Annotated in this window: 23 protein-coding genes, 1 tRNA gene and 1 pseudogene; 16 read left to right on the top strand and 9 right to left on the bottom strand. The window is 68.1% G+C overall.

Annotated features, from left to right (window positions below; all coding sequences use genetic code 11):
* Positions 1-45 precede the first annotated feature (45 nt).
* Positions 46-2,524 (top strand): annotated as a pseudogene (gene pepN, locus HWX58_RS07615) (aminopeptidase N).
* Here the strand turns inward: pepN and HWX58_RS07610 are convergent.
* Positions 2,512-3,039 (bottom strand): GNAT family N-acetyltransferase, encoded by a 528-nt coding sequence (locus tag HWX58_RS07610; protein ID WP_284690602.1) that lies wholly within the window; start codon positions 3,037-3,039, stop codon positions 2,512-2,514. The pseudogene pepN and the gene HWX58_RS07610 sit on opposite strands and share 13 nt — an antisense overlap.
* On the bottom strand, positions 3,036-3,674 hold the full coding sequence (locus HWX58_RS07605) for an MBL fold metallo-hydrolase (RefSeq protein ID WP_175986540.1): 639 nt from the start codon (positions 3,672-3,674) through the stop codon (positions 3,036-3,038). Before HWX58_RS07605 ends, HWX58_RS07610 begins: the two co-directional genes overlap by 4 nt.
* A gap of 155 nt (positions 3,675-3,829) precedes the next feature.
* Between HWX58_RS07605 and HWX58_RS07600 the strand changes: the two genes are divergently transcribed.
* Positions 3,830-3,902, top strand: a tRNA-Glu gene (locus tag HWX58_RS07600).
* Positions 3,903-3,957: 55 nt separating this feature from the next.
* Here the strand turns inward: HWX58_RS07600 and HWX58_RS07595 are convergent.
* From HWX58_RS07595 to HWX58_RS07575, 5 genes are all read right to left on the bottom strand, one after another.
* Entirely contained in the window at positions 3,958-4,536 is a 579-nt protein-coding gene (locus HWX58_RS07595) for an MFS transporter (protein WP_175986537.1), read from the bottom strand.
* A 60-nt stretch (positions 4,537-4,596) separates the two neighbouring features.
* A complete protein-coding gene (locus HWX58_RS07590) occupies positions 4,597-5,706 on the bottom strand; it encodes a DUF4349 domain-containing protein (RefSeq protein ID WP_175986535.1) in 1,110 nt (369 codons plus the stop codon).
* Complete coding sequence (locus HWX58_RS07585) at positions 5,703-6,260, bottom strand: RNA polymerase sigma factor (protein ID WP_175986532.1); 558 nt, start codon at positions 6,258-6,260, stop codon at positions 5,703-5,705. Before HWX58_RS07585 ends, HWX58_RS07590 begins: the two co-directional genes overlap by 4 nt.
* Positions 6,261-6,345: 85 nt before the next feature.
* On the bottom strand, positions 6,346-7,665 hold the full coding sequence (locus HWX58_RS07580; protein ID WP_175986530.1) for a hemolysin family protein: 1,320 nt from the start codon (positions 7,663-7,665) through the stop codon (positions 6,346-6,348).
* The gene (locus HWX58_RS07575) at positions 7,665-8,654 is read right to left on the bottom strand and encodes a TerC family protein (protein WP_175986528.1); all 990 of its coding nucleotides are present in this window, start codon (positions 8,652-8,654) and stop codon (positions 7,665-7,667) included. Before HWX58_RS07575 ends, HWX58_RS07580 begins: the two co-directional genes overlap by 1 nt.
* A gap of 341 nt (positions 8,655-8,995) precedes the next feature.
* Between HWX58_RS07575 and HWX58_RS07570 the strand changes: the two genes are divergently transcribed.
* The 7 genes from HWX58_RS07570 to HWX58_RS07540 all read left to right on the top strand — a co-directional run bounded on the left by HWX58_RS07570 (position 8,996) and on the right by HWX58_RS07540 (position 16,614).
* Entirely contained in the window at positions 8,996-10,006 is a 1,011-nt protein-coding gene (locus tag HWX58_RS07570; protein ID WP_175986525.1) for a TerC/Alx family metal homeostasis membrane protein, read from the top strand.
* Between the two features lie 214 nt (positions 10,007-10,220).
* Positions 10,221-11,681, top strand: coding sequence for a 3-isopropylmalate dehydratase large subunit (gene leuC, locus HWX58_RS07565; protein WP_175986523.1), 1,461 nt, complete (start codon positions 10,221-10,223; stop codon positions 11,679-11,681).
* 2 nt (positions 11,682-11,683) lie between these two features.
* Positions 11,684-12,280, top strand: a complete 597-nt coding sequence (gene leuD, locus HWX58_RS07560) for a 3-isopropylmalate dehydratase small subunit (RefSeq protein ID WP_175986520.1) — start codon at positions 11,684-11,686, stop codon at positions 12,278-12,280.
* 94 nt (positions 12,281-12,374) lie between these two features.
* A complete protein-coding gene (gene murA / locus HWX58_RS07555) occupies positions 12,375-13,742 on the top strand; it encodes a UDP-N-acetylglucosamine 1-carboxyvinyltransferase (RefSeq protein WP_175986517.1) in 1,368 nt (455 codons plus the stop codon).
* A 5-nt stretch (positions 13,743-13,747) separates the two neighbouring features.
* Complete coding sequence (locus HWX58_RS07550; protein ID WP_175986515.1) at positions 13,748-14,503, top strand: lysophospholipid acyltransferase family protein; 756 nt, start codon at positions 13,748-13,750, stop codon at positions 14,501-14,503.
* Positions 14,493-15,626 carry an NAD(P)H-dependent glycerol-3-phosphate dehydrogenase gene (locus HWX58_RS07545; protein ID WP_175986512.1) on the top strand — a complete coding sequence of 378 codons (1,134 nt, stop codon included), beginning with the start codon at positions 14,493-14,495 and terminating at the stop codon, positions 15,624-15,626. The genes HWX58_RS07550 and HWX58_RS07545 overlap by 11 nt, the downstream gene beginning before the upstream one ends.
* Complete coding sequence (locus HWX58_RS07540; RefSeq protein WP_175986510.1) at positions 15,532-16,614, top strand: D-alanine--D-alanine ligase family protein; 1,083 nt, start codon at positions 15,532-15,534, stop codon at positions 16,612-16,614. Before HWX58_RS07545 ends, HWX58_RS07540 begins: the two co-directional genes overlap by 95 nt.
* Positions 16,615-16,621: 7 nt before the next feature.
* Here the strand turns inward: HWX58_RS07540 and HWX58_RS07535 are convergent, their stop codons facing one another.
* Positions 16,622-17,149, bottom strand: coding sequence for a DUF3515 family protein (locus HWX58_RS07535; protein ID WP_175986507.1), 528 nt, complete (start codon positions 17,147-17,149; stop codon positions 16,622-16,624).
* 23 nt (positions 17,150-17,172) lie between these two features.
* Here HWX58_RS07535 and thiL point away from each other — a divergent pair, with 23 nt between their 5' ends.
* Complete coding sequence (gene thiL / locus HWX58_RS07530) at positions 17,173-18,168, top strand: thiamine-phosphate kinase (protein ID WP_175986505.1); 996 nt, start codon at positions 17,173-17,175, stop codon at positions 18,166-18,168.
* Here thiL and rsmD read toward each other — a convergent pair.
* A complete protein-coding gene (rsmD, locus tag HWX58_RS07525; RefSeq protein WP_175986502.1) occupies positions 18,138-18,716 on the bottom strand; it encodes a 16S rRNA (guanine(966)-N(2))-methyltransferase RsmD in 579 nt (192 codons plus the stop codon). The two genes, thiL and rsmD, sit on opposite strands and share 31 nt — an antisense overlap.
* Before the next feature lie 44 nt (positions 18,717-18,760).
* Between rsmD and HWX58_RS07520 the strand changes: the two genes are divergently transcribed.
* The 6 genes from HWX58_RS07520 (at position 18,761) to mutM (ending at position 23,897) form a co-directional block, all read left to right on the top strand.
* Positions 18,761-20,944, top strand: coding sequence for an ATP-dependent DNA helicase RecG (locus HWX58_RS07520; RefSeq protein ID WP_175986496.1), 2,184 nt, complete (start codon positions 18,761-18,763; stop codon positions 20,942-20,944).
* A 59-nt stretch (positions 20,945-21,003) separates the two neighbouring features.
* On the top strand, positions 21,004-21,501 hold the full coding sequence (gene coaD / locus HWX58_RS07515; protein WP_175986494.1) for a pantetheine-phosphate adenylyltransferase: 498 nt from the start codon (positions 21,004-21,006) through the stop codon (positions 21,499-21,501).
* Between the two features lie 105 nt (positions 21,502-21,606).
* On the top strand, positions 21,607-22,104 hold the full coding sequence (locus HWX58_RS07510) for a YceD family protein (RefSeq protein ID WP_175986639.1): 498 nt from the start codon (positions 21,607-21,609) through the stop codon (positions 22,102-22,104).
* A 2-nt stretch (positions 22,105-22,106) separates the two neighbouring features.
* Entirely contained in the window at positions 22,107-22,316 is a 210-nt protein-coding gene (gene rpmF / locus HWX58_RS07505; RefSeq protein ID WP_175986491.1) for a 50S ribosomal protein L32, read from the top strand.
* A gap of 16 nt (positions 22,317-22,332) precedes the next feature.
* The gene (gene rnc / locus HWX58_RS07500) at positions 22,333-23,025 is read left to right on the top strand and encodes a ribonuclease III (RefSeq protein WP_175986489.1); all 693 of its coding nucleotides are present in this window, start codon (positions 22,333-22,335) and stop codon (positions 23,023-23,025) included.
* Between the two features lie 8 nt (positions 23,026-23,033).
* The gene (mutM, locus tag HWX58_RS07495; RefSeq protein WP_175986486.1) at positions 23,034-23,897 is read left to right on the top strand and encodes a bifunctional DNA-formamidopyrimidine glycosylase/DNA-(apurinic or apyrimidinic site) lyase; all 864 of its coding nucleotides are present in this window, start codon (positions 23,034-23,036) and stop codon (positions 23,895-23,897) included.

The following is a 23,897-nucleotide window of genomic DNA, read 5'->3' as shown; positions in this document are numbered from 1 at the left end:
ATCGTCAGCCCCCGATTCGGAGGACCGTCATGAAACGATGGAACGATGAGCTCAGCGAACCTGACCAGGGAAGAGACTGCCGCCCGTTCGGCCGGCATCACCGTCCGCGACATCCGCGTCGAACTCGACATCCGGCAGGCTCCGGACCCGCAGGTCGGCGGCTTCGGCAGTACGACGACGCTCCGGTTCGATGCGACCACGGATGCGACCTGGATCGACTTCATCGGCGAGGTCCGCGCTGTCACAGTCAACGGAGACGACCGCCCCGTCGTGTATGACGGCGCTCGTATCGCCATCAGCGGCCTGCAGGCATCCAACACCGTCGTCATCGACGGCATCGGCCTCTATTCGCGATCTGGCGAAGGGCTGCATCGCTTCGTCGACCCCGTCGACGGTGAGACCTACCTCTACACGCAGTATGAGCCGGCCGACTCCCGTCGGGTGATGGCCTGCTTCGAGCAGCCCGACATGAAGGCCTCCTACACATTCGTCGTCCACGCTCCGGCCGGCTGGCATGTGCTCGCGAACCAGAGCTCGATCCGCGTCGCCGAGCAGGGCGAAGCGCAGACCGTCGAGTTCGCTCCCACCCTGCCTCTATCCAGCTACATCACTGCGGTCGCGGCGGGCCCCTATCATCGCGTCGATGCCGAGTGGACCCGCGGCGATCAGACGGTCGCTCTCGGGGTGCTGTGCCGCCCCTCGCTGGCGGAGTTCCTCGAGGCCGACGAGATCATTCAGGTGACCCGACAGGGACTGGATTTCTTCACCGATGCGTTCGCCTTCCCGTACCCGTGGGGCAAGTACGACCAGATCTTCGTTCCCGAGTACAACCTCGGCGCGATGGAGAATCCGGGCCTTGTGACCTTCACCGAGGCGTACCTCTCCCGCGGCGCCGCCACCGACGCGCAGCGCGGCTCCCGGGCGAACACGATCCTGCACGAGATGGCGCACATGTGGTTCGGCGACCTCGTCACGATGCGCTGGTGGGACGACCTGTGGCTCAAGGAGTCCTTCGCCGACTACATGGGCTCGCACGCGTCGTTCGCGGCGACGCGGTTCACGGATGCGTGGGAGCGCTTCGCCGCGAACCGCAAGGCGTGGGCGTACCAGCAGGATCAGCTGCCGACGACGCATCCGATCGTCGCGGACATCACCGACCTCGAAGCCGCCAAGCTCAACTTCGACGGCATCACCTACGCCAAAGGCGCATCCGTGCTCAAGCAGCTCGTCGCCTTCGTGGGGGAGGAGCACTTCTTCGAGGGCGCGCGCCGGTACTTCGCCGCGCACGCGTTCGGGAACACGACGCTCGACGACCTGCTCGTCCAGCTCGAGGACGTCTCGGGTCGTGACGTGCGCGCCTGGTCCCGCGCCTGGCTGGAGACGAGCGGCATGTCGACTCTGTGGATCGAGGATGCCGGCGACGAGCGCGTGCTCGTGCAGAGCGATCCTCGCCCGCACCGGTTGCGCGTCGGCCTCTACGACCTCGACGGAGGCGCGCTGGTGCGGCGCGAGAGCATCGAGGTCGACATCGCCGACGAGCGCACACCCATCCGCGTCCAGGACGCCGATCTCGTGCTCATCAACGACGACGACCTCACCTACGCCAAGGCTCGTCTGGACGCCCGCTCCGTGGACGCCGTGGAGCAGGGACTGTCCACCCTCGATCCGCTTCCCCGTGCACTGGTCTGGTCGGCGCTGTGGAACGCCGCGCGCGACGGCGAGCTGCCGATCAAGCGATACCTGGCGATCGTCGCAGCACATGCAGCGGCCGAGGAGAACATGGGGCTGCTGACCGGGGTGATCGCGAATGCCGCGTACTCGATCGGCCACTATCTGCCCGAGTCCGAGCGCTCCGCGCTGCGCGCAGACTGGCTCGAGACGACGTGGGCGGCGTTGAACGGCGCTGCCCCGGGGAGCGACGCGCAGCTCTCGTGGGCGCGGGCATTCGCCGCGGCATCCGCGTTCGACAGCTCTCGAGCGGGGAGGCGCGGGGATCCTTGACGGGCGGGGCCCGGAGGGGCGCATCGACCCCGATCTGCGCTGGACTCTGCTGACGGCGCTCGCGACGACCGGGCAGGCGAGCGCCGCCGACATCGACGCCGAGCTCGAGCGGGATGCGACTGCGAGCGGGCGCACCGCCGCGATCCGGGCACGCGCGGCGGCACCGAGCAGGTCGGCGCGAGCCGCGGCGTGGGATGCCGCCTGGGACGACGAATCGCTCACCAACGACCATCTGAGCGCAACGATCGACGGCGTCCGCGCCGGTGGGCGGCGCGACCTCATCGAGGACCGGGACGCCGACTACTTCGCGCGCATCCTCGGGGCCTGGAGCACGCGCAGCATCGAGCTCGCCCGTCGCCTCGTCGTCGGCCTGTTCCCGGCATCCGACGATCTGACCATGGTCGACGCCTGGCTCGCCGAGAACACGGATGCTCCGGGCGCCCTGCGCCGCCTGGTGATCGAGCAGCGGGACCACCTGGCGCGCGATCTCCGCGTCCGCGCGCTGCAGGCTCAGCTCGCCTGAGCCTCGACGGTCAGGCCCATGACCGTGCGCACGATCCACGGGTGCGCACGGTCATCGGCGATACGGGTCATCCCGAGATGCTCGGCCACGCGCCGCGATGCGTCGTTGCGCGGATGGATGATCGCGGTGAGCAGTCCCGGTGCGAACTCACGGCGGAACAGGTCGACGCACGCCGACGCGGCCTCCGTCGCGTATCCGCGTCCCTGCCGATCGGCTCGCACGTGGTACCCGACCTCTCGGACGGCGATGCCGTTGTACGACTGCCAGGTGATGCCGCAGTCGCCGATGAACTCGCCGTCGTGGGTCTCGATGATCCAGAGGCCGTGTCCGTCGTCCGCGTAACGCTCCTGCATGCGCTCGATCCATTCGCGGCTCTCCGAGCGCGACTTCGGGGCAGGGTAGAAGCTCATCACGCCCGGGTCGCCGAGGAGATCCGCCAGATGATCGAGATCCGTGAGCGTCATCTCGCGGAAGCGCAGCCGCTCGGTCGGCTCCGGCAGCAGGCGGCGATTCACAGATCCAGGGCGTCGCCGGGATCGAGCTCGAAGAACTCCCCGCCGTTCTGCTCCGTCGCCCAGCGGAGGCGCTGGCGGTGCATCGTGCGGCCGATCACCGACAGGGTCATGTCGTGGACGCCGAACGCCCGCCGCGGCTTCACCGCGAGAACGAAGTCCATCGCCTCGCCGATCTTCAACCATGGAGCGCCGGCCGGGGCTGCGAGGGCATCGACCTCGACGCCCTCGGGCACGGCGTACGAGTCGCCGGGGTAGTAGAGCTCGTCGTCGACGAGGACGCCGACGTTCTGCACGAGCGGGATCGAGGAGTGGATGACGGCGTGCTCACCGCCGAAGAACCGCAGCGTGAAGCGCCCTGCCGTGACGGTGTCGCCGGGGGCGATCACCGTGATCTCGTAGTCGGGTGCCGCCGTGGCGACGCCCGCCGGAGCGAAGATCGGCGTGCCGGGAACGGCGCGCAGGATCCGGTCGAGGTGCTCCGGCGTCCAATGGTCGGGATGCTCATGCGTGATCACGACGGCGACCACGCCGGAGAGATCGTCCAGAGGAGTCGTGAACGAGCCGGGGTCGATGATGAGGCTGTCGCCGGACTCGTCGATGCGGAGGGCGGCATGTTCGTACTTCGTTACGCGCATACGCTGAGTCAACTCCTCTCCGGCGCCGTCGGCAAACGCTGCGCATAGCGGGACGCGCCCGGGATCCGCGCGGCATCGGCCCCGATTTGGCGGAGCGGAAAACCTCATGGCATACTTGAACGGTTGTCGCGGGACGGAAACGCTCCGCAAGACCTGGCCCCATCGTATAGCGGCCTAGTACGCCGCCCTCTCACGGCGGTAACGCGGGTTCGAATCCCGCTGGGGTCACAACACAGAAAACCCCCGGTTCAGCCGGGGGTTTTCGCGTATCCGGAGTCGCCCGTCACTCGGTCCGCAGCGCCATCGTGCGGAACCGCGGATTGCTCAGCGGGACGACCATCTTCCCCAGGCCGAACACGAGGTAGGCGATCCAGGTAGCGGTCGCCGCTGCCAGTGCGCCGAACGCGGCCATCGCCAGCGGCATGAGCACGTCATCTCCGAGGCGTGTGATCGCGGTCATCCGTCCCAGGTACGCGGTGTCGATCGTCGCGACGAAGGTCGCGCTGAGCAGCACCGAGGCGAAACCGGCGGTCAGGCTGATGAGGAGGCTTCCCACCCCGGTCAGCCACAGCGGACCGACGCCGATGAGGATGATCCCGGCTCCCCGCACGACGAGGGCCCAGAAGCCGCCCAGCGCCTCGCGTCGGGGTATCCACCTGGAAACGCCCACGGCGCCGAGTGCGGATCCGAGCCCGATCAGCCCCTCGAAGAGGCCGACGGCCTGTGCGCGCCAGCCCTCGCCGTGCGCGCGCAGTGCGATGCCGATCCCGGTTGCGGGCCCCACGGCGAGGTTCAGCCCGGACAGGGCGATGACGAGGGCGCAGGTGGTGGCTGATGCTGCCGACCTGCTGCTCGAGGGCACGGGACAGCGTGCTAGGCGGACGGCAGGGTTCTCACAAGAGTCCTTGTATACCGCGGAAGATCAAGGAACTTCGGGGTTCGATCGCCGATTGCGTCGGCGGATGATCCACCAGACCACGAGGGAGACGACGCCGGCGACGGCGAGCCACGGGAGCAGGAAACCGACCGCGATCACCAGCGCGTTCAGCGAGACGATCAGCCCGTTCCAGCCGGCGAGCAGCCCGTCGCCGAACCCGGCCGGCTGAGCGGGCTCGACCGTGGCGGCCCTCGTCAGCTGCACCTGCAGCGACGACATGGCCACCTGATCCTCGAGTGCGGCGAGCTGCTGCGTGTACGACTCCAGCTCCGCCTGGCGATCGGTGAGCGCCACTTCGGCATCGATGAGCTCGGAGACCGAACCGGACTGCGACATGAGCTCCGTCAGGCGGTCGACCGACGCCTGAGTCGCCTTGACACGAGCGCGCAGATCGATGGCCGTTGAGGTGACGTCCTGCTTCGCCATGGATGACGACAGCACCGTGCCCGCGTCGGCCAGGGAGGCGATCACCTCGGTGAGATCCTCGGCGGGCACCCGGATGCTGACCCACCCGTACTCGCCCTCCGGTGCAGGCATGCTCACATCATCCGACGTGCTCCCATCCGCCGACAGGCCGGAAGCCGAGAAGTTCGTGGCCTCGACGTAGCCGCCGTGTTCGTCCGCGAGGTCTGCGATCTCATCCGCTGCAGCCTCTATGTCCTTCACACGTACCGTCGCCTGGGCGCTGGCGATGATCTCCCGCCCGCTCTCCTCGGCGCTGGAGGCGGCATCCATCGAGGCGCCCTCCGGCACCGCCATGCCGGCGCTGTCGCCCGCCGATGTGTCGGCCGCCCCTCCGGCCGAGCCGTCCGAGACGAACGACGTGACATCGCCGGAACTCCCCGCCGTGGTGTTCGTGACGTTCAGAAGGGGCGGGGTGATCATGACGCCGACGACGAAGGCCGCGGCGATGCCGACAGCGGTCAGCCATCCGCGGCGTCGTGTGCGACGCCTCGACGGCACGGCGGCAGCGGGGACCGCCGGCGACCGGTCGGCGGCGATCTCGGACAGCACGGCCTTCTCGATCCTGTCGATGCTCGCCTGGGGCAGCTCGGGCAGCTCGGCCGCGGAACCCGCGGGAATCCGATCGTTCATGCGTCTCTCACTTCCTCGACGGCGCCCCGAAGCTGGGAGCGCACCCGTGAGAGACGGTTCCGAACAGCGCCTGCCGTGACACCGAGCTCATCCGCCGCGGCCTGATAGGCGTAGCCCTCCGAGGCGCACAGGCGGAAGATCTCCCGATCGATCTCGCTGAGCGTGCCGATCTCGTCGGCGATGCGCTCTGCGAGTGCGGCGGTGATCACCTGATCCTCCACATCCACGGTGTCGGCGATGCTCTCGTCGGGAGCGTCTGCCGTGTGCGCCTGCTCGTGCCGGCGCCGGCGCACCCGATTGGCGGCCTGGAAACGGCAGATCGTCGCCAGCCACGGCAGCAACGACTCGCCGCTGAGCTCCAGGCCGGGAAGCTTCCGCCACGCTGTGACGAACGTCTCCTGGGTCACGTCCTCCGCATCGGCGGGGGAGCGCAGGATGCCGTGCGCGATCCAATACACGGGACGCACGTGCTCGCGGTACAGCGTGTGGAAGGCGCTCTCGTCGCCCGCCGCGGCTCGTGCCGCGAGATCCTGATCCTTAGAACGCTCCGACATCCGGTTCCCTTCGGTGTCTCTCACAGGAGAGTGTCGCGCGATGCCTCATCGTCTCAGAAATCTCCGGCGCGAGCAGTATCCGTGATCATCCCCCTCGAGGACTCGAGGAGTCGGCCTCCGCGGCTCGGTCGTCGCCGGATTCCTCGTGCAGGGTGACCCGCACTCCGGCGATGCGTCTGCGATCCAGTGATGTCACCTGGATCGTCGCGCCGGGTACGTCGATCGCGTCGCCGACGGCGGCGAGCCGCCCCAATCGCTCTGTGACGAAGCCCGCGATCGTGTCGGACGCTCCCTGGGGGAGGACCAGTCCGGTCGCCTCTTCGAAGTCCTGACGGTTCAGACGCCCGTCGACGATGCCGCCGGCTGTCGTCGGATCCGCGGCGGTGTCGTACTCGTCGAAGATCTCGCCGACGACCTCTTCGACGACATCCTCGAGCGTGACGATCCCGTCCGTTCCGCCGTATTCGTCGACGACGACGCCGATGTGATGTCCGTCTGCGCGCATGCTGGTGAGGGTCGGCAGGACGCGGGCCGTCGACGGGAGATAGCAGATCGGACGCATGAGGCTCACCAGGGGACGCGCCGGATCCACGGCAGCGGCCTCGAGCAGGTCACGGACGTGGACGAACCCCACGATGTCGTCGATCGACTTGTCGGCGACGGGATACCGCGAGAACGGGAGGTCCTTGACCTGGGCGACGGCATCCGCGATCGTCGCCGCCTCGTCGAGTGCCACGACTTCAGGACGAGGGCGCATGACCTCGCTGATCTGGCGTCCGCGGAGCGAGAGGACGTCATCCAGGATGCGCCGCTCGTCGTCGGGGATGCCCTGCTGCGTCGCGACGATGTCCCGGAACTCCTCCTCGCTCAGCTCGTCGACGGTCTTGTGCGGGTCTCCGCCGAGCAGACGCACGAGCGCGTTCGTGGAGACCGAGAGCAGCCAGATCACAGGGCGGACGACCGTGGCGAACCCGTCGAGGACGGGGGCGACCGCATACGCGAACTCCGCGTTGCGCTGAATGGCCAGACGCTTCGGAACGAGTTCGCCGAGGACGAGTGAGAGGTACGCGATGAGGAGCGTCAGCGCGATCGTCGCGGTGGTCGCCGCGAACTGCTCGGACAGACCCCAATGCATGAGCAGCGGCACGACCGACGGTGCGATCGAGGTCGCACCGTAGGCGGCCGAGGCGAATCCGGCGACCGTGACCCCGATCTGCACGGCGGACAGGAACGTGTTCGGATTGCGGGCGAGCGAGGCGACCTTAGAGCCGCGACGCCCTCGCGCCGCGATCGTGTTGATCTGGCTCTCCCGCAGGGTGACCAACGCCATCTCGGTCGCGGCGAACACACCGCCCACCAGGACGAAGACGATGACGAGCGCGATGTTCCAGAGCAGCCCGTCCATCAACGGACGGCATCAACGGATCGGCGAGCGTCCGTGCGGGTCTTCAGCAGGCTGGCTGTGGTGGCGACGGCGATCGTCAGTCCGATGAACAGCAGCGAGAACCAGATCGGGATCTCGGGCGCCCAGAGCATCGGCTGGCCGCCGTTGATGAAGGGAACCTCGTTCACGTGCATCGCGTGGAACACGAGCTTGACGCCGATGAAGGCGAGGATCACCGCGAGCCCCTGCGCGAGGTAGACCAGGCGCTCGAGCAGGCCGCCGATGAGGAAGTACAGCTGACGCAGCCCCATGAGAGCGAACGCGTTCGCAGTGAAGACGATGTACGCCTCCTCGGTCAGACCGTAGATCGCAGGGATGGAGTCGAAAGCGAAGACGAGGTCGATGAATCCGATCGCGACGATGGTCAGCAGCATCGGCGTCACCCAGCGCTTGCCGTCCTTCTTCACCGTGAGCTTGTCGCCGTGGTACTCGTCGGTCACCGGCAGGATCCGGCGCACCAGTCGCATGAACCAGTTGTCGGTCGGGTCGCTGTCGCCATGGCTGAACGCCTGCCGATACGCGAGCACCAGCAGCAGCGCACCGAACAGATAGAACACCCAGGCGCCGCTCTCGATGAGCGTCGCACCGAGGGCGATGAAGATGCCGCGCATGATGAGTGCGATCACGATGCCGATCATCAGCACCTTCTGCTGATACATCTTCGGCACGGCGAACCCGGTCATCACGATGAGGAAGACGAAGAGGTTGTCGATCGACAGCGCCTTCTCGGTGAGGTACCCGGCGAAGTACTCGCCGCCGTACATCCACCCCGAGACCATGCCGATGCCGACACCGAACAGCAGAGCGAGGCTGATGTAGAAGACCGACCAGCGGGCCGACTCCGCGATCGTGGGCTCATGCGGCTTGCGCACGTGAGCGAAGAACTCGTAGACGAAGAAGGCGATCGTGACGAAGATCGTGATGCCCCAGACGAGGGGGGTGATGTTCAATAGAAGCTCCAAACCGGGCGTGACGGAATCACTGCCAAGGTCTTCTCCATTCCCGATCGGGAACCGGTGACCCGGGATGCGACCTGCATCCGTAATGACGAGCCGACCGTGTCGGAGTACTCCCCTTGCTGCATCCAGATTACACGACCGCGCCGGGTGACCGCGCAACGCGTTCATCGTCCGGATCCTCGACTACCATCGACTGAGCGAGAGGGAGTATCCCGGATCTCCGCGTTCGTCATCACGAGCAACGGCAGTGTTGTTCCGGGCGCGGGCCGCGTATTGTGCGGGGGAGAGACTTTCGGACCGTCATCGACCCTCTCGAAAGGTGCCCCGCGCCCGTGAACATCCCCGTCTGGTTCGAGATCACGTCTCTCGTGGTCCTGACTGTCGTCCTCGTGGCCGACCTGCTTCTGATCCTGAAGCGGCCGCACATCCCGTCGACCAAGGAGTCCACGCTCTGGGTGGTCTTCTACGTGACGCTGGCGCTGATCTTCGCCGGAGTGCTGTTCTTCGTCGGTGACGCGAAGACGTCGCTGGACTTCCTCACCGGATGGGCGATGGAGTACAGCCTCTCGATCGACAACCTCTTCGTGTTCGTGCTGATCATGGCGCAGTTCTCGGTGCCGCGCAGGTACCAGCAGGAGGCGCTGATGGTGGGCATCATCATCGCGCTCGTCCTGCGCGCGATCTTCATCCTGATCGTCGGCGCCGCCGTTGAGCATCTGAGCCCGATCTTCTATCTGTTCGGCGCGTTCCTCGTCTTCACCGCGATCAGGCAGGCGATGCCCGAGAAGCATGAGGACGATGAGCAGACCGAGGGCTTCATCGTCCGGATGCTGCGCCGCGGCATCGACATCAGTGACGAGTACGACGGCTCGAAGATCCGCACCGTGGTGAACGGCAAGAAGATTTGGACGCCGATGCTCATCGTGTTCGTCGCGCTCGGCGTCACGGACCTCATGTTCGCCGTCGATTCGATCCCGGCGATCTTCGGCGTCACCCAGGATCCGTTCATCGTCTTCACGGCGAATCTCTTCGCGCTGATGGGCCTGCGGCAGCTGTACTTCCTGCTGGGGGATCTGCTCGAGAAGCTGAAGTACCTGCACTACGGCGTGGCTTTCATCCTCGGCTTCATCGGCGTCAAGCTGATCCTGCACGCCATGCATGAGAACGAGCTCCCGTTCATCAACGGCGGGCACCCGATCGCATGGGCGCCGGACATCAACAACTGGGTGTCTCTCGGGGTGATCTTCGCATCGATGGCGGTTGCGACTGTGGCCAGCTTGATCTCCGCCTCACGGGAACGGCGTGGATCCGTGCGTCCGCACCCGGGGCCGCCGCAGCCCTGATGCCCCGGCCGCCCCATGGGCCAGGTCGCGGCACCTCCCGTCGGATCCGGTGCTCCCGGGCCTGTCACGCAGGACGGCCGATCCTCGAAGCGGTGGTAATCTGGCGAACATGCGGTGCGTTCTCCTCCTTAGCGGCCGCGACGAGACCTCGAACTAGGCCTTCCTCGTCGCGGCGTCCAGCGTGGCCGAACCGCCGAATACTGGAGATACCGACATGACCGAAGCTGCTCCCACTGTTTCCCCGAGCCGTCCGCGCACCCTGGCCGAGAAGGTCTGGGACGACCATCTCGTCGTCAAGGGCGAGAACGGCGAGCCCGATCTGATCTACATCGACCTGCACCTCGTGCACGAGGTCACCAGCCCGCAGGCCTTCGACGGACTGCGTACGGAGGGGCGCCCGCTGCGCCGTCTCGACCTGACGATCGCGACCGAGGATCACAACACGCCGACCCTCGAGATCGACAAGCCGATCGCCGACCTCACCAGCCGCACCCAGATCGAGACGCTGCGGCGCAACGCCGAGGAGTTCGGTGTGCGCCTGCACTCGCTCGGTGACGCGGAGCAGGGCATCGTGCACGTCGTGGGCCCGCAGCTGGGCCTGACGATGCCCGGCATCACGGTCGTGTGCGGCGATTCGCACACCTCGACCCACGGCGCCTTCGGAGCCATGGCCTTCGGCATCGGCACGAGCGAGGTCGAGCACGTCATGGCGACGCAGACCCTGCCGCTCAAGCCCTTCAAGACGATGGCGATCACCGTCGAGGGCGAACTGCGCCCGGGCGTCACAGCCAAGGACATCATCCTCGCCGTCATCGCGAAGATCGGCACCGGCGGCGGGCAGGGGTACGTGCTCGAGTTCCGCGGCAGCGCGATCCGCGCCCTCTCGATGGAGGGGCGCATGACGATCTGCAACATGTCGATCGAGGCCGGTGCCCGCGCCGGAATGGTCGCCCCCGATGAGACGACGTTTGCGTACGTGCAGGGCAAGTCGCACGCACCGCAGGGCCAGGACTGGGAGGATGCCGTCGCCTACTGGCGCACGCTTCCGACCGACGAGGGCGCCGTCTTCGACGCCGAGGTCTTCATCGACGCGAACGAGCTCGAGCCATTCGTCACCTGGGGCACGAACCCGGGTCAGGGCAGCTCGCTGTCGGCCGCTGTTCCTGACCCCGCCGAGATCGACGACCCGAACGAGCGCGCAGCCGCGGAGCGCGCGCTGGAGTACATGGATCTCGCTCCCGGCACCCCTCTGAAGGACGTGCCCGTGGATGCCGTCTTCATGGGCTCCTGCACGAACAGCCGCATCGAGGACCTCCGGGCTTTCGCCTCGATCATCCAGGGGCGGAAGAAGGCCGATGGCGTGCGCGTCATGGTCGTCCCGGGTTCTGCCCGTGTGCGGCTGGAGGCCGAGGCCGAGGGGATCGATCAGATCGTCAAGGACTTCGGCGCCGAGTGGCGGTTCGCCGGCTGCTCGATGTGCCTGGGCATGAACCCCGACCAGCTCGCGCCGGGGGAGCGCTGCGCCTCCACCTCGAACCGCAACTTCGAGGGCCGTCAGGGCAAGGGCGGACGCACGCACCTCGTGTCGCCCCTCGTCGCCGCCGCGACCGCGGTGCGCGGCACGCTGTCGAGCCCGAGCGACCTGGTCGCGGTCGAGGAGCTGGTGGGAGTCTGATCATGGAGAAGTTCACGACGCACACCGGCATCGCGGCGCCACTGAAGCGCTCGAACGTCGACACCGACCAGATCATCCCCGCCGTGTTCCTCAAGCGGGTCACCAAGACGGGCTTCGACGATGCGCTGTTCCACGCGTGGCGACAGGATCCCGATTTCGTCCTGAACCAGGACGCTTTCCAGGGAGCCTCGGTCCTCGTCGCCGGCCCCGACTTCGGCACCGGATCCAGTCGGGAGCACGCCGTCTGGGCGCTGCGCGACTTCGGCTTCCAGGTGGTGCTGAGCCCGCGCTTCGCGGACATCTTCCGCGGGAACTCCGGCAAGCAGGGGCTGCTCGCCGCCACGATCTCCGAGGACGACCTCGAGAAGATCTGGGCGGCGATCGACGCGAACCCCGGCACGACCATCACGGTCGATCTCGAGGCGCGCACCGCCACGATCGCGGATTTCCAGGCCCCCATCGGTGTCGACGATTACACTAGATGGCGGCTCCTCGAAGGGCTCGATGACATCGGGCTCACGCTGCGCAACGAAGAGAAGATCGCGCAGTTCGAGGCCCGCCGCGAGTCGTGGCGGCCACGCACGCTCCCTGTCCGCTGACCAGGAATCCGCTGACACCGAGCACCGTGAGCCTGGGGCACTTCCGCCCTGGCGGCCACCGCCGCGACCGTGAAGACGAAGTGAGGCTCATCGAATGACCACAAGTGTGCGCGCTGACCTCCAGGATGGGGCGATTGCTTTGACCGGAGATGTGCTGGCGATCCGCGGCGGGCGTCCGCTGCGCGGACGTGTTGATGTGAAGGGCGCGAAGAACCTCGCGACCAAGGCGATGGTCGCCGCCCTCCTCGGAGAAGAGCCCAGCGTCTTGCGCGATGTGCCCGACCTCAGCGACGTCGCCGTCGTGCGTTCCCTGCTCGAGGTGCACGGCGTCCGCGTCACCGAGGGCGACGAAGAGGGCACGCTGCACCTCGATCCCAGCGACGTCGAGTCGGCGCACATGGAGGAGATCGACGCGCACGCCGGTGCATCCCGCATCCCGATCCTCTTCTGCGGTCCTCTTCTGCACCGCCTCGGTCAGGCGTTCATCCCCGACCTCGGCGGCTGCCGCATCGGCGACCGCCCGATCGACTTCCACCTCGACGCGCTGCGCAAGTTCGGCGCCGTCGTCGAGAAGCTGCCCAGCGGCATCCGGCTGTCCACGCGTGGAGGACGCCTGCACGGGGCGAAGATCCATCTGCCGTACCCGAGCGTCGGGGCCACCGAGCAGGTGCTGCTGACGGCCGTGCGCGCCGAGGGCACCACCGAGCTGCGCAACGCCGCGATCGAGCCGGAGATCATGGATCTCATCGCCGTGCTGCAGAAGATGGGCGCGATCATCTCCTACGAGCCCAACCGCGTCATCCTCATCGAGGGCGTCGAGAAGCTCCGCGGTTACGACCACCGCTCGATCTTCGATCGCAACGAGGCTGCTTCGTGGGCCTCGGCTGCGCTCGCCACCGACGGCGAGATCTTCGTCGGCGGTGCGAAGCAACAGGAGATGCTCACATTCCTCAACGTCTTCCGCAAGGCGGGCGGATGGTTCGACATCCGCGAGGACGGCATCCTGTTCCGTCGTGAGGGCGAGATCCGGCCGGTCGTCGTCGAGACGGACGTGCACCCCGGCTTCATGACCGACTGGCAGCAGCCCCTCGTCGTCGCGCTGACCCAGGCGCAGGGCCGCTCAGTCGTGCACGAGACCGTGTACGAGAACCGGATGGGGTTCACGCAGGCGCTCGTCAAGATGGGTGCGGACATCGTCGTGCATCCTCACGGTCTGCAGGACGGTCCGCGCCGCGTCCCGCGCCGCGAGCTCGAGCAGGCCGCGGTCATCACGGGACCGACGCCGCTGCACGGGGCCGACATCGTCGTCCCCGACCTGCGCGGTGGATACAGCCACGTCATCGCCGCCCTCACGGCGACGGGCGAGTCGAAGGTCTCGGGGGTCGACATCCTCAGCCGCGGCTACGAGAAGTTCCTCGCCAAGCTCGACGCCCTCGGCGCCGACTTCGACGTCATCGGCTGATCCGCATGCCCCCCGCATCGCCGGAGAAGTCTCGGCCGAGCCTGTTCTGGGTGCTCGCTGTCCTCATCGTTCCTTTCGTGTCGTACCTGGCGAAGCTGCGCTTCATCGGTCGCGAGAAGCTGCCGATGAACGGTTCGTTCGTCCTCGCCCCCAACCACTACTCCGAGTTCGACCCGCTCATCGTCGCGGCGGCGGTGTGGCGGCTCGGCCGCGCCCCGCGCTTCATGGCGAAGGAGAGCCTGTTCCGGGTTCCCGTGGTCGGTGCGGCACTGCGCGCGACCGGTATGATCCCGGTGGCGCGGTCGTCGTCGCGCGCGGCTTCCGCGCAGACGATCGAGCAGTCCCGCCAGCTGGTCGATGCGGGCCGCGGCGTCATCGTCTATCCGGAGGGGACTCTGACCCGCGATCCCGACCTGTGGCCGATGCGGGGCAAGTCCGGCGCCGTGCGCCTGGCCATGGCCGGCGATATCCCCCTGATCCCCATGGCGCAGTGGGGAACGCAGAAGATCATGGGACGGTATCAGAAGGGCCTGAGCCTCTGGCCGCCGCGCAAGCCGATCGACATCATCATCGGCGATCCGGTCGACCTCAGCGATCTGAAGGGCCGCCAGAACGAACCGGCGGCGATTACCGAGGCCACCGAGCGGCTGATGGCGGCGATCACGGCACTGCTGGAGCAGGTCCGTCACGAGAAGGCACCCGCTCAGCGCTGGAACCCCGCCGACCACGGGCAGAAGGAGACCGGTCGCCTTGACTCGTAAGAATTCCGCCTCCCACGGCCCCCGGGTCGCGGTCATCGGCGCGGGAAGCTGGGGGACGACCTTCGGGAAGATCCTCGCCGACGGTGGTGCGCAGGTGACGATGTGGGCGCGCAGGCCGGAACAGGCGCTCGAGATCGCCGAGGGCAAGCGCAATTCGAAGTACCTCCCCGGCATCAACCTCCCGCGTACGATGACGGCCACGCACGAGCTGTCGACGGCGATCGAGGGCGCGGACCAGGTCTACCTGTCGGTGCCGAGCCAGTCCCTGCGCGAGAACCTCAAGGGCCTGCGCCCGCTCATCGAGAACAGCGACGTCCCGATCGTCAGCCTCATGAAGGGTGTCGAGCGCGCGAGCGGTCTGCGCATGAGTCAGGTCATCGAGCAGGAGCTCGCCTGCGACCCGGCGCGCATCGCCGTGGCGTCCGGGCCGAACCTCGCCCTCGAGATCGCGCGCGAGCAGCCGACCGCGGCGGTGATCGCCTCGCTCAGCCAGGAGACGGCCGAGACGATCGCACGCGCGGCGCGCAACCCGTACTTCCGCACCTTCGTGAACACCGATGTCATCGGCACCGAATTCGGCGGCGTCCTCAAGAACCTCATCGCCGTTGCGATTGGCATCGTCGACGGCGTCGGCTACGGCGAGAACACCAAGGCCTCGATCATCACGCGCGGTCTGGTCGAGATGACCGATTTCGCCGTCGCGAACGGCGCGCAGCCGGAGACGCTGCAGGGACTCGCGGGTCTCGGTGACCTGATCGCCACCTGCCAGTCGCCGCTGAGCCGCAATAACACCGCCGGCCGCCTGCTCGGGCAGGGGTACAGCTATCAGGACGTCGTGAAGCAGATGAACCAGACCGCTGAGGGTCTGGCCTCCGTGGCGCCGATCCTGCAGCTGGCCGGCGAATCCGATGTTCACATGCCCATCGTGGAGCAGGTGAAGATGGTGCTCGACGGCAGGATGAATCCCCACGACATCGCGCCTCACCTCACGACCGACGACGACACTCCCCAGGAGGAGAGACGAAATCATGGACAAGCAGACGGTGGTGGTGCTCTTCGGCGGGCGTTCCAGCGAGCATTCCATCAGTTCCGCAACGGCGGGCGGAGTCCTTCAGGCGATTGATCGCGATCGCTACGACGTGATCCCGGTCGGGATCACGCGGGAGGGTGCGTTCGTGCTCGAGGCCGACGACCCGGCGAAGTTCGCCCTGGACGCGGCGCACCTGCCCGAGGTCGTCGACAACGGCTCGCGCGTGCTCTGGCCCGAGCCCGGCGGCACCAGGACGCTGCGCGTCGTGCAGGCCGACGGCGCACTCGCCGACCTCGGCCCGATCGACGTCGTCCTGCCGATCCTGCACGGCACCCACGGCGAGGACGGCACGATCCAGGGGTACTTCGACACGCTGGAGGTTCCGTACGCCGGCGGCGGTGTCCTGGATTCGGCCGTGTGCATGGACAAGCACTTCATGAAGGTCGTCCTCGAGTCGGCCGGCATCGCCGTCTCGCCGTGGGTGACGATCCGCAGGGCCGCCTGGACACGGGATGCCGCCCCGCTGCGCGCGCAGATCGAGGCGCTCGGGCTCCCGGTGTTCGTCAAGCCCGCCCGCGCAGGGTCCAGCGTCGGGGTCTCCAAGGTCGACGCGCTCGACGAGCTGGACGCGGCACTGGAGATCGCGTTCGCCGAGGACGAGAAGGTGCTCGTGGAGAGGGGGATCAGCGGCCGTGAGATCGAGGTCGCGATCCTGGAGTCCGCGGACGGCGTGCGAGCGTCGCTGCCCGGCGAGATCGTGCTCACGGAGCGCGGCTTCTACGACTTCGAGGGCAAGTACCTCGGCGGCGACGGCGTCGACGTGGTCTGCCCTGCCGAGCTGTCGGACTCGCAGATCGCGGCCATCCAGGATGTCGGGATCCGGGCGTTCGAGGCTGTCGACGGACGCGGGCTCGCCCGAGTCGACATGTTCCTTGCCGATACCGGCGGCCTCGTCGTCAACGAGCTGAACACGATGCCGGGGTTCACGCCGATCTCGATGTTCCCCAAGTGCTGGGTGGCCTCAGGGCTCAGCTATGGCGACCTCATCAGCGAGCTCATCGAGGCGGGCCTGCGCCGCTGAGACCGCGCTAGCTCGACGGCTTCTGATCCAGCAGGTCCTGGACGTCGCCGTCGAGCTCGTCGGGGGTCGTGCACCGGCCGTCGGCCGGAATGCTCGTGATCGCTCCGACGAGACCGCGACTGCTGATGACATCGTTCGAGCTCACGGCCCCCGTGTCGATGAACAGCTGCACGGCGGGGTCGCGTCCGTAGGTCGTCAGGCGCACGAACGGGGTCTCGGACGCATCGACCAGCCAGTCGACGCCCTCGAGGGTCACGCACTGCAGATCGGCCGTGGGGCCGGGGACGGTCACGCCGCAGCGCAGGATGATCGCGGAGTCGCCGCCCTCGGCACCCCACGCCGCTGTCGCCTGCGCGTCGGTCCACCGCCGATCCAGATTCGCGATGCTTCCGGCGTTGTTCAGCCCGACCGTGACATCGGCGCAGAGCGGGTTGTTCGCATCCTCGGCCGGCTCGAGATGAACGGTCGTGGAGCATCCGGCCAGAAGCCCCGCTCCGAGAAGCAGGACGGCGGCTGCGGCAAGGCGGCGGGACATGATTCCAGGCTACCTTTGACAGCATGCCCTCTCGTTCCTCCGACGACGACCCGCGCCTCGGCGACGTCTCGGAAGGCACCGTTCTGCGCGCCATCCTGGCGCGAACGGCGCCTGCCTCGCACACGATCCTCGGCCCCGGCGACGATGCCGCCGTGCTCGCCGCTCCTTCCGGCTCGGTCGTCGCGACCACCGATACCCTCGTGCACGGACCCGACTTCCGGCTGGCATGGTCGAGCGGCTACGACCTGGGGTGGAAGTCGGCGGCGGTCAACCTCTCCGACATCGCGGCGATGGGCGCGCGGCCGACCGGGCTTCTCGTGGCGCTGGCCGTGCCGCGTGACATGCGCCTGTCGTTCGTCGAGCAGCTCGCCGACGGTTTCCGCGCGGCCTGTGAGGCGCTTGCGCCCGGCTGCTCGGTCGTCGGTGGCGATCTGACGGTGTCCGACGTGCTCACGATCGCCGTCACGGCGCTCGGCGATCTGGAGGGCCGCCGCGCCGTGACCCGCTCGGGTGCCCGGCCCGGTGATGCGGTCGCGATCGCGGGGGAGCTCGGCCTCGCAGCGCACGGCCTCGCCGTGCTGTTCGGCCGATTCCGCGACGGCGAGACGCCGACGCCGGTGGATGCCGCACGGCTCGCCGAGGGCGAGGCGTCGGCTGTGGCCGCCCAGCTGCGCCCCGCACCGCCGATCGGCCTCGGCCCGGTCGCAGCCCTCGCCGGCGCGACGGCCATGATGGACGTCTCGGACGGCCTCGCCCTGGATGCCGGACGCATGGCGGCGGCATCCGGTGTCACGATCGATCTCGCGCGCTCGGCGCTCGGGGCGGAACCGGAGCGCGCGCTGGCCGGCGGTGAGGACCACGCGCTGCTGGCGACATTCCCGCCGGACGTCCTGCCTCCGGGGTTCCGGATCATCGGAACCGTGCGGCGGGCGGGACAGACCGGCGTCCTCTGCGACGGCGAGCCGGTGGACGTCGCCGGCTGGGATCCCTATCGCGACTGGGATGCCGCGACGGGCTGAGCCCACCACACGGACGTGTCGCCGTAAGCCTTCTCGCGGAAGACCTCGAGCCCGGCGGCGGACACGTCCGGCGGGGTCGACCTGCGACCGCGTTCGATCACGACGACCGCGTCTTCGGACAGCAGCGGCGCGAGCGCGGTGAGATCCGCCGTCATCGCAGCGTCGTCGAGGTCGTACGGCGGGTCGGTGAAGACGAGGTCCCATGTGCCCGTCGCGCGCCGGAGGAACGGCAGCACGGCGCTCTCGTGCACGCGGGCGGCCGCACCGGAGAGAGCCTTCGCGACGACTGCGGCGTTGCGTCGCACGATCGCGGCAGCAGGACGGGCGCGCTCGACGAGATCCACGCTCGCAGCGCCCCGGCTGAGAGATTCGAGGCCGAGGGCCCCGGATCCGGCGTACAGATCCAGCACGCGGGCGCCGTCGATGGCATCCGCGGATTCCAGGGCTCCGAACAGCGACTCGCGGACGCGGTCGCTCGTCGGGCGGGTTCCGGAGCCCGGAACGTCGAGGCGGAGCCCTCTCGCGTCGCCGGCGATGATCCTCGTCACCTCTCCAGCCTAGGAGAGTCCGTGGCGTTCTCTAGACTTCACCCATGGTCTTCTCGTTCGATACGCCGCTGGCGGAAGCCATCGGCGGCACCGCTGCGAAGAAGCTCGAGAGGGCGTTCGAGATGCGCACCGTTGGCGACATGCTCGCGCACTATCCTCGTCGCTACGCCGACCCCGCCGAGCTCACGCCCATCCTCGATCTGCCGGTCGGCGAGACGGTGACGATCGTCGCCGAGGTGCTCTCGTCATCCGCGCGTCCGATGCGCAACCGCAACGGCGCGATGACGGACGTGATCATCGGCGACGGGCACGGACGCGTCTCGCTGCCCTTCTTCGCCAAGGGGATCAAGCAGGCCGAGTGGCGCCGCGATCAGCTGCGCCCCGGACGCCGGGGCGTGTTCTCCGGAAAGGTGGGCTCGTTCAACGAGGTCACGCAGTTCTCTCATCCTCAGTACGAGCTTTTCGACGACGACGAGGACCGGAAGTCCCAGGTCGAGGAGCGCGCGCACCGGCCGATCCCGATCTACCCGGCGACGTCGGCCGTGGAGAGCGGGCAGTTCCGTGAGCTCGTCGAGAAGGTGCTTCCCGCGCTCGGCGATGTCCCCGATCCGCTGACGGAATCGGTGCGCTCTGCAGAGGGGCTGCTCGACGCACGCACCGCGCTGATCCAGGTGCACAGGCCAGAGACCAAGAGTGACGTCGCCCCCGCCGTGCGGACGCTTCGCATGCACGAGGCCCTGGTCCTTCAGACAGCGCTGCTGCAGCAGCGTGCGGCCGTCAGGGCACTGACGGCGACACCACGCGCGGCGAAGGCAGGGGGGCTCCTGGAACGGTTCGACGCGACGCTGCCCTACACGCTCACTCCCGATCAGCAGTCCGTCGGCGCGCAGGTCGCGACCGACCTCACCGGCGAGTGGCCGATGAACCGGCTCGTCCAGGGCGAGGTCGGCTCCGGCAAGACCCTCGTGGCGCTCCGGGCCATGCTGCAGGTCGCCGAGTCCGGCGGACAGTCGGCGCTCATCGCGCCCACCGAGGTGCTCGCCGCGCAGCACCTGCGCTCCATCACGAAGATGCTGGGTCCGCAGCTCGCGCCCGAGCTCATGCCCACGCTGCTCACCGGTCAGATGTCGGCTTCTGAGCGGCGCAAGGCCGCGCTGCGCGTCGCGGCAGGACAGGCGCTGATCGTCGTCGGCACCCATGCGCTGCTGGGGGAGAAGACGACGTTCGCCGAACTGGGACTCGTCGTCGTCGACGAGCAGCACCGGTTCGGCGTGGAGCAGCGTGAAGCCCTGCGGGCCAAGGGGTCGAGCCCGCACGCACTTGTGCTCACCGCGACCCCGATTCCGCGCACGGTTGCGATGACCGTCTTCGGCGACCTCGACACCTCCGTGATCCGTACGATGCCGGCCGGACGCGCCGGCATCGAGAGCTTCGTCGCACCGCTCGCCGAGCACCCGGACTGGTTCCGGCGGGTCTGGGACCGCGCCGCGGAAGAGGTCGCGAAGGGCCGCCAGGTGTTCGCCGTGTGCGCCGCGATCGACACGACGAAGAAGTCGGGCCCGGCCGAAGAGGACGAGGCGGCGCTGCTGCCGAGCGAAGAGGGAGCAGCCGGCCCTCGATGGGGCGTCGTGCAGCTCGACCAGGCGCTCGCGACCCACCCCACGGTCGGCCCGCTGCGCCGAGCCGTGCTGCACGGCAGGATGCCGTCCGATGAGAAGGACGCCGTGATGCAGGCGTTCGCCCGCGGTGAGATCGACGTGCTCATTGCGACGACCGTCATCGAGGTCGGTGTCGACGTGCCCAACGCGTCGACGATGATCGTGCTGGACGCCGATCGCTTCGGCGTCTCGCAGCTGCATCAGCTCCGCGGCCGGGTCGGTCGAGGCTCGGTTCCCGGGCTCTGCCTGCTCGTCACGGAAGCGGAGGAGGGGTCGCTCGCCCGGGAGCGCGTGGATGCGGTCGCGGCGACGCTCGACGGTTTCGCCCTCGCCGAGATCGATCTCGAGCTGCGCGGCGAGGGCGACGTGCTGGGAGCAACGCAGTCCGGTGTGCGCTCATCGCTGCGCCTGCTGAGAGTCGTCAAGGACTCGAAGCTGATCGCGCGTGCGCGCGAGCTCGCCGAGATCATCCTCGACGAGGACCCGACCCTCGCGGGGCATCCAGGGCTCCGGGACGTCATCGCCAGGCGCGTCAGCGAAGAGGATCGTGCAGCGCTCGCGAAGAACTAGCGGATCGCGTGCAATAGGGTGAAAAGCGTTCCCGTACCGAGCGAACGGAGTGAGTCGAAGTGAGCAGCAGGATCGCCGTCGTCCCCGGATCGTTCGACCCGCCGACTCTCGGACACCTGGATGTGATCCGTCGTGCCGCTCGGCTGTACGACGAGTTGCACGTGCTCGTCGTTCACAACCCGGGCAAGGAGGCGATGCTGCCGATCGCGCAGCGGCTGTCGCTGCTCGAGCAGTCGATCCACGAGGACGGCATCGACGGCAACGTCGTCGTCGGGTCCTGGAGCATGGGCCTGCTCGTCGACTATGCACGCGATGTCCACGCCGGCGTGCTCGTCAAGGGCATCCGCTCGCAGATCGACGTCGCGTACGAGTCGCCCATGGCGATCGTCAACAGGCACCTCGCCGACATCGAGACCGTCTTCCTCCTGCCCGACCCTTCGCATGCGATGGTGTCCAGCTCGCTCGTCCGTCAGGTCGCCGGTCTCGGGGGCGACGTGTCGCCGTTCGTCCCGCCGGCGGTCGCCGCCTTCCTCGACACGGGCGCCCGCGACCTCTGACACTGCGCCTCCCGGCGCGTCCGCCGGTACGATTGACCTGTGAAGACTCGACTCAACGGCCCCTTCGTGGTGCCCGTCCGCGACATCGCACGGCATCCGGGCGAGATGCGCGAGCATCGTTTCACCGTGACGCTCGCCGACCAGTGGGGGGAGGGGATCGTCTCGTATCCGACGGGCTCCGAGCTCGATCTCGACGTGCGCGTCGAGTCGGTGCACGAGGGCATTCTCGTGTCGGGATCGGTGGATGCCGAGTACATCGGCGTCTGCGGAAGATGCCTCACCGACATCTCCGAGCCTGTCGAAGTCGAGTTCCAGGAGCTTTTCGCGTATCCTGGAGAGGAAGAAACTGACTTCGAGGTTCAAGACGACCACGTGGATCTTGAAACTCTGGTCAGGGAGGCGACAGTTTTGGCGCTTCCGTTTCAGCCGGTGTGTCAGCCGGATTGCCCCGGGCTCGACCCGATCACGGGTGAGCGGCGGACAGAAGGCACCAGGGCAGAGGAAGAGGCGCCCATCGATCCTCGATGGAGTGCGCTCCGACAGATCACAGACCAGGGGACTGCGGCACAGAGCCGCGATCCCGAGAACACAGAAGAGAGTTAGCCATGGCTGGTAACCCCCCGAAGCGCAAGGTTTCCCGTTCCAACACCCGTTCGCGTCGCGCGAACTGGAAGGCCGAGCCCACCGCGCTCGTCAAGACCGTCGAGAACGGCAAGGTCGTCTACAGCCGTCCGCACCAGGCGAAGGTCGTCACCGACTCGCAGGGCACCGAGCTGTTCCTCGAGTACAAGGGCCGCAAGGTCGCCGACATCTGATCACGGTCTCACGATCGTGACAGACGTCCCCGGAGGGACGGCGTCGCTCGCAGCCAAGCTCAGGGTCGATATCGACCCTGAGCTGCTTGCGTTGGCGCTGACCCACCGCTCCTACGCGTACGAGCACGGCGGAATCCCGCACAACGAGCGCCTCGAGTTCCTCGGCGACTCCGTGCTCGGGCAGGCCGTGACGGTGATGCTCTTCACCACCAACCCCGATCTCGACGAGGGGCAGCTCGCCAAGCGGCGCGCCAGCGTCGTCTCTACCGTTGCGCTGGCCGAGGTCGCACGCGGGATCGGCCTCGGAGAGCACCTGCTGCTCGGTCGCGGTGAGGAGCAGACCGGTGGCCGCGACAAGGACTCGATCCTCGCGGACACCATGGAGGCCGTCTTCGGCGCGACCTATCTGTCCGCCGGTCCCGACGAGGCGACGGCCCTCGTGCTGCGTCTGACCGAGCCGCTGCTCGCCGACCCCGAGAGATACGGCGCGGCGATGGATCCGAAGACGAGTCTGCAGGAGCTTGCCGCGCGGCTGGGCGCGGCAGCGCCCGTGTACGAGATCTCGGCGTCCGGGCCCGATCACGATCGGCGCTTCACGGCCACGGTCACGGTCGGCGATGTCACCATGAGCGGCGACGGCACGAGCAAGAAGACCGCCGAGATGGCTGGCGCCCTCGCCGTGTGGCGCGTGCTCAGCGAACGTGCCTGAGCTGCCTCGTGCCTGAACTTCCGGAGGTCGAGGTCGTCCGCCTCGGACTCGCACCTGCGGTCATCGGCGCAGAGATCACGAGCGTCGGCGTGCTCGACGAGCGTGCGCTCACGCGGCACCCGGCCGGCGCAGCAGACTTCGCCGGGCGACTCGAGGGCTCACGGATCGCGGCCGCATCGCGTCGGGGCAAGTTCCTCTGGCTGCCGCTGTCGGGCGGGACCGAGGCCCTCACCGCCCACCTCGGGATGAGTGGGCAGCTGCTGCTGCGCACCCCGGATGCGCCGCACGAGAGGCACGAGCGCATCCGGCTCGGTGTGCGGCATCCGCAGCACGGCGATCTCGCCGTGGTCTTCGCGGACCAGCGCACCTTCGGCTCGCTCGCCGTCGACGCCCTGGTTCACGACGGAGCAGGCCTCACTCCGACGCAGGTGCTGCATATCGCCCGCGACCCGTTGGATGCCGCCTTCGACGATGCCGCGTTCGTGGCCGCCGTCCGCCGCCGATCGAGTGCGGTCAAGCGCATTCTCCTCGACCAGACGATCGTCAGCGGCATCGGCAACATCTACGCCGACGAATCGCTGTGGGCGGCACGCATCCACCCGGAGACGCCGGGCACGGCCCTGTCGGCGCAGGCCGTGCGACGACTCCTCGGCGAGGTCCGTCTCGTGCTCGAGAAGGCCCTCGCCGAAGGCGGAACGAGCTTCGACGCCCAGTACGTGAACGTCAACGGGCAGGCGGGGTACTTCGCGCACTCGCTCAACGCCTACGGCCGGGGCGGCCAGCCGTGCCCGCGGTGCGGAGGCGAGATCCGCCGCGCGGCGTTCATGAATCGCAGTTCGCACTACTGCCCGCGGTGCCAAAGGCGCCGCTGA

Origin of the sequence: Microbacterium tenebrionis (assembly GCF_903645325.1) — a bacterium.
GTDB lineage: Bacteria > Actinomycetota > Actinomycetes > Actinomycetales > Microbacteriaceae > Microbacterium > Microbacterium tenebrionis.
The sequence above is the reverse complement of the archived record's forward strand: the minus strand, read 5'-3'. Positions and strand labels throughout refer to the sequence as shown.

Coding starts and splice junctions, on each gene's coding strand:
- HWX58_RS07535 (WP_175986507.1), bottom strand. CDS start 17,149: ATGTCCCGCCGCCTTGCCGCAGCCGCCGTCCTGCTTCTCGGAGCGGGG.
- HWX58_RS07520 (WP_175986496.1), top strand. CDS start 18,761: ATGGTCTTCTCGTTCGATACGCCGCTGGCGGAAGCCATCGGCGGCACC.
- HWX58_RS07605 (WP_175986540.1), bottom strand. CDS start 3,674: ATGCGCGTAACGAAGTACGAACATGCCGCCCTCCGCATCGACGAGTCC.
- HWX58_RS07590 (WP_175986535.1), bottom strand. CDS start 5,706: ATGAACGATCGGATTCCCGCGGGTTCCGCGGCCGAGCTGCCCGAGCTG.
- thiL (WP_175986505.1), top strand. CDS start 17,173: ATGCCCTCTCGTTCCTCCGACGACGACCCGCGCCTCGGCGACGTCTCG.
- rpmF (WP_175986491.1), top strand. CDS start 22,107: ATGGCTGGTAACCCCCCGAAGCGCAAGGTTTCCCGTTCCAACACCCGT.
- HWX58_RS07585 (WP_175986532.1), bottom strand. CDS start 6,260: ATGTCGGAGCGTTCTAAGGATCAGGATCTCGCGGCACGAGCCGCGGCG.
- HWX58_RS07580 (WP_175986530.1), bottom strand. CDS start 7,665: ATGGACGGGCTGCTCTGGAACATCGCGCTCGTCATCGTCTTCGTCCTG.
- leuC (WP_175986523.1), top strand. CDS start 10,221: ATGACCGAAGCTGCTCCCACTGTTTCCCCGAGCCGTCCGCGCACCCTG.
- murA (WP_175986517.1), top strand. CDS start 12,375: ATGACCACAAGTGTGCGCGCTGACCTCCAGGATGGGGCGATTGCTTTG.
- HWX58_RS07510 (WP_175986639.1), top strand. CDS start 21,607: ATGCGCGAGCATCGTTTCACCGTGACGCTCGCCGACCAGTGGGGGGAG.
- HWX58_RS07550 (WP_175986515.1), top strand. CDS start 13,748: ATGCCCCCCGCATCGCCGGAGAAGTCTCGGCCGAGCCTGTTCTGGGTG.
- leuD (WP_175986520.1), top strand. CDS start 11,684: ATGGAGAAGTTCACGACGCACACCGGCATCGCGGCGCCACTGAAGCGC.
- HWX58_RS07540 (WP_175986510.1), top strand. CDS start 15,532: ATGGACAAGCAGACGGTGGTGGTGCTCTTCGGCGGGCGTTCCAGCGAG.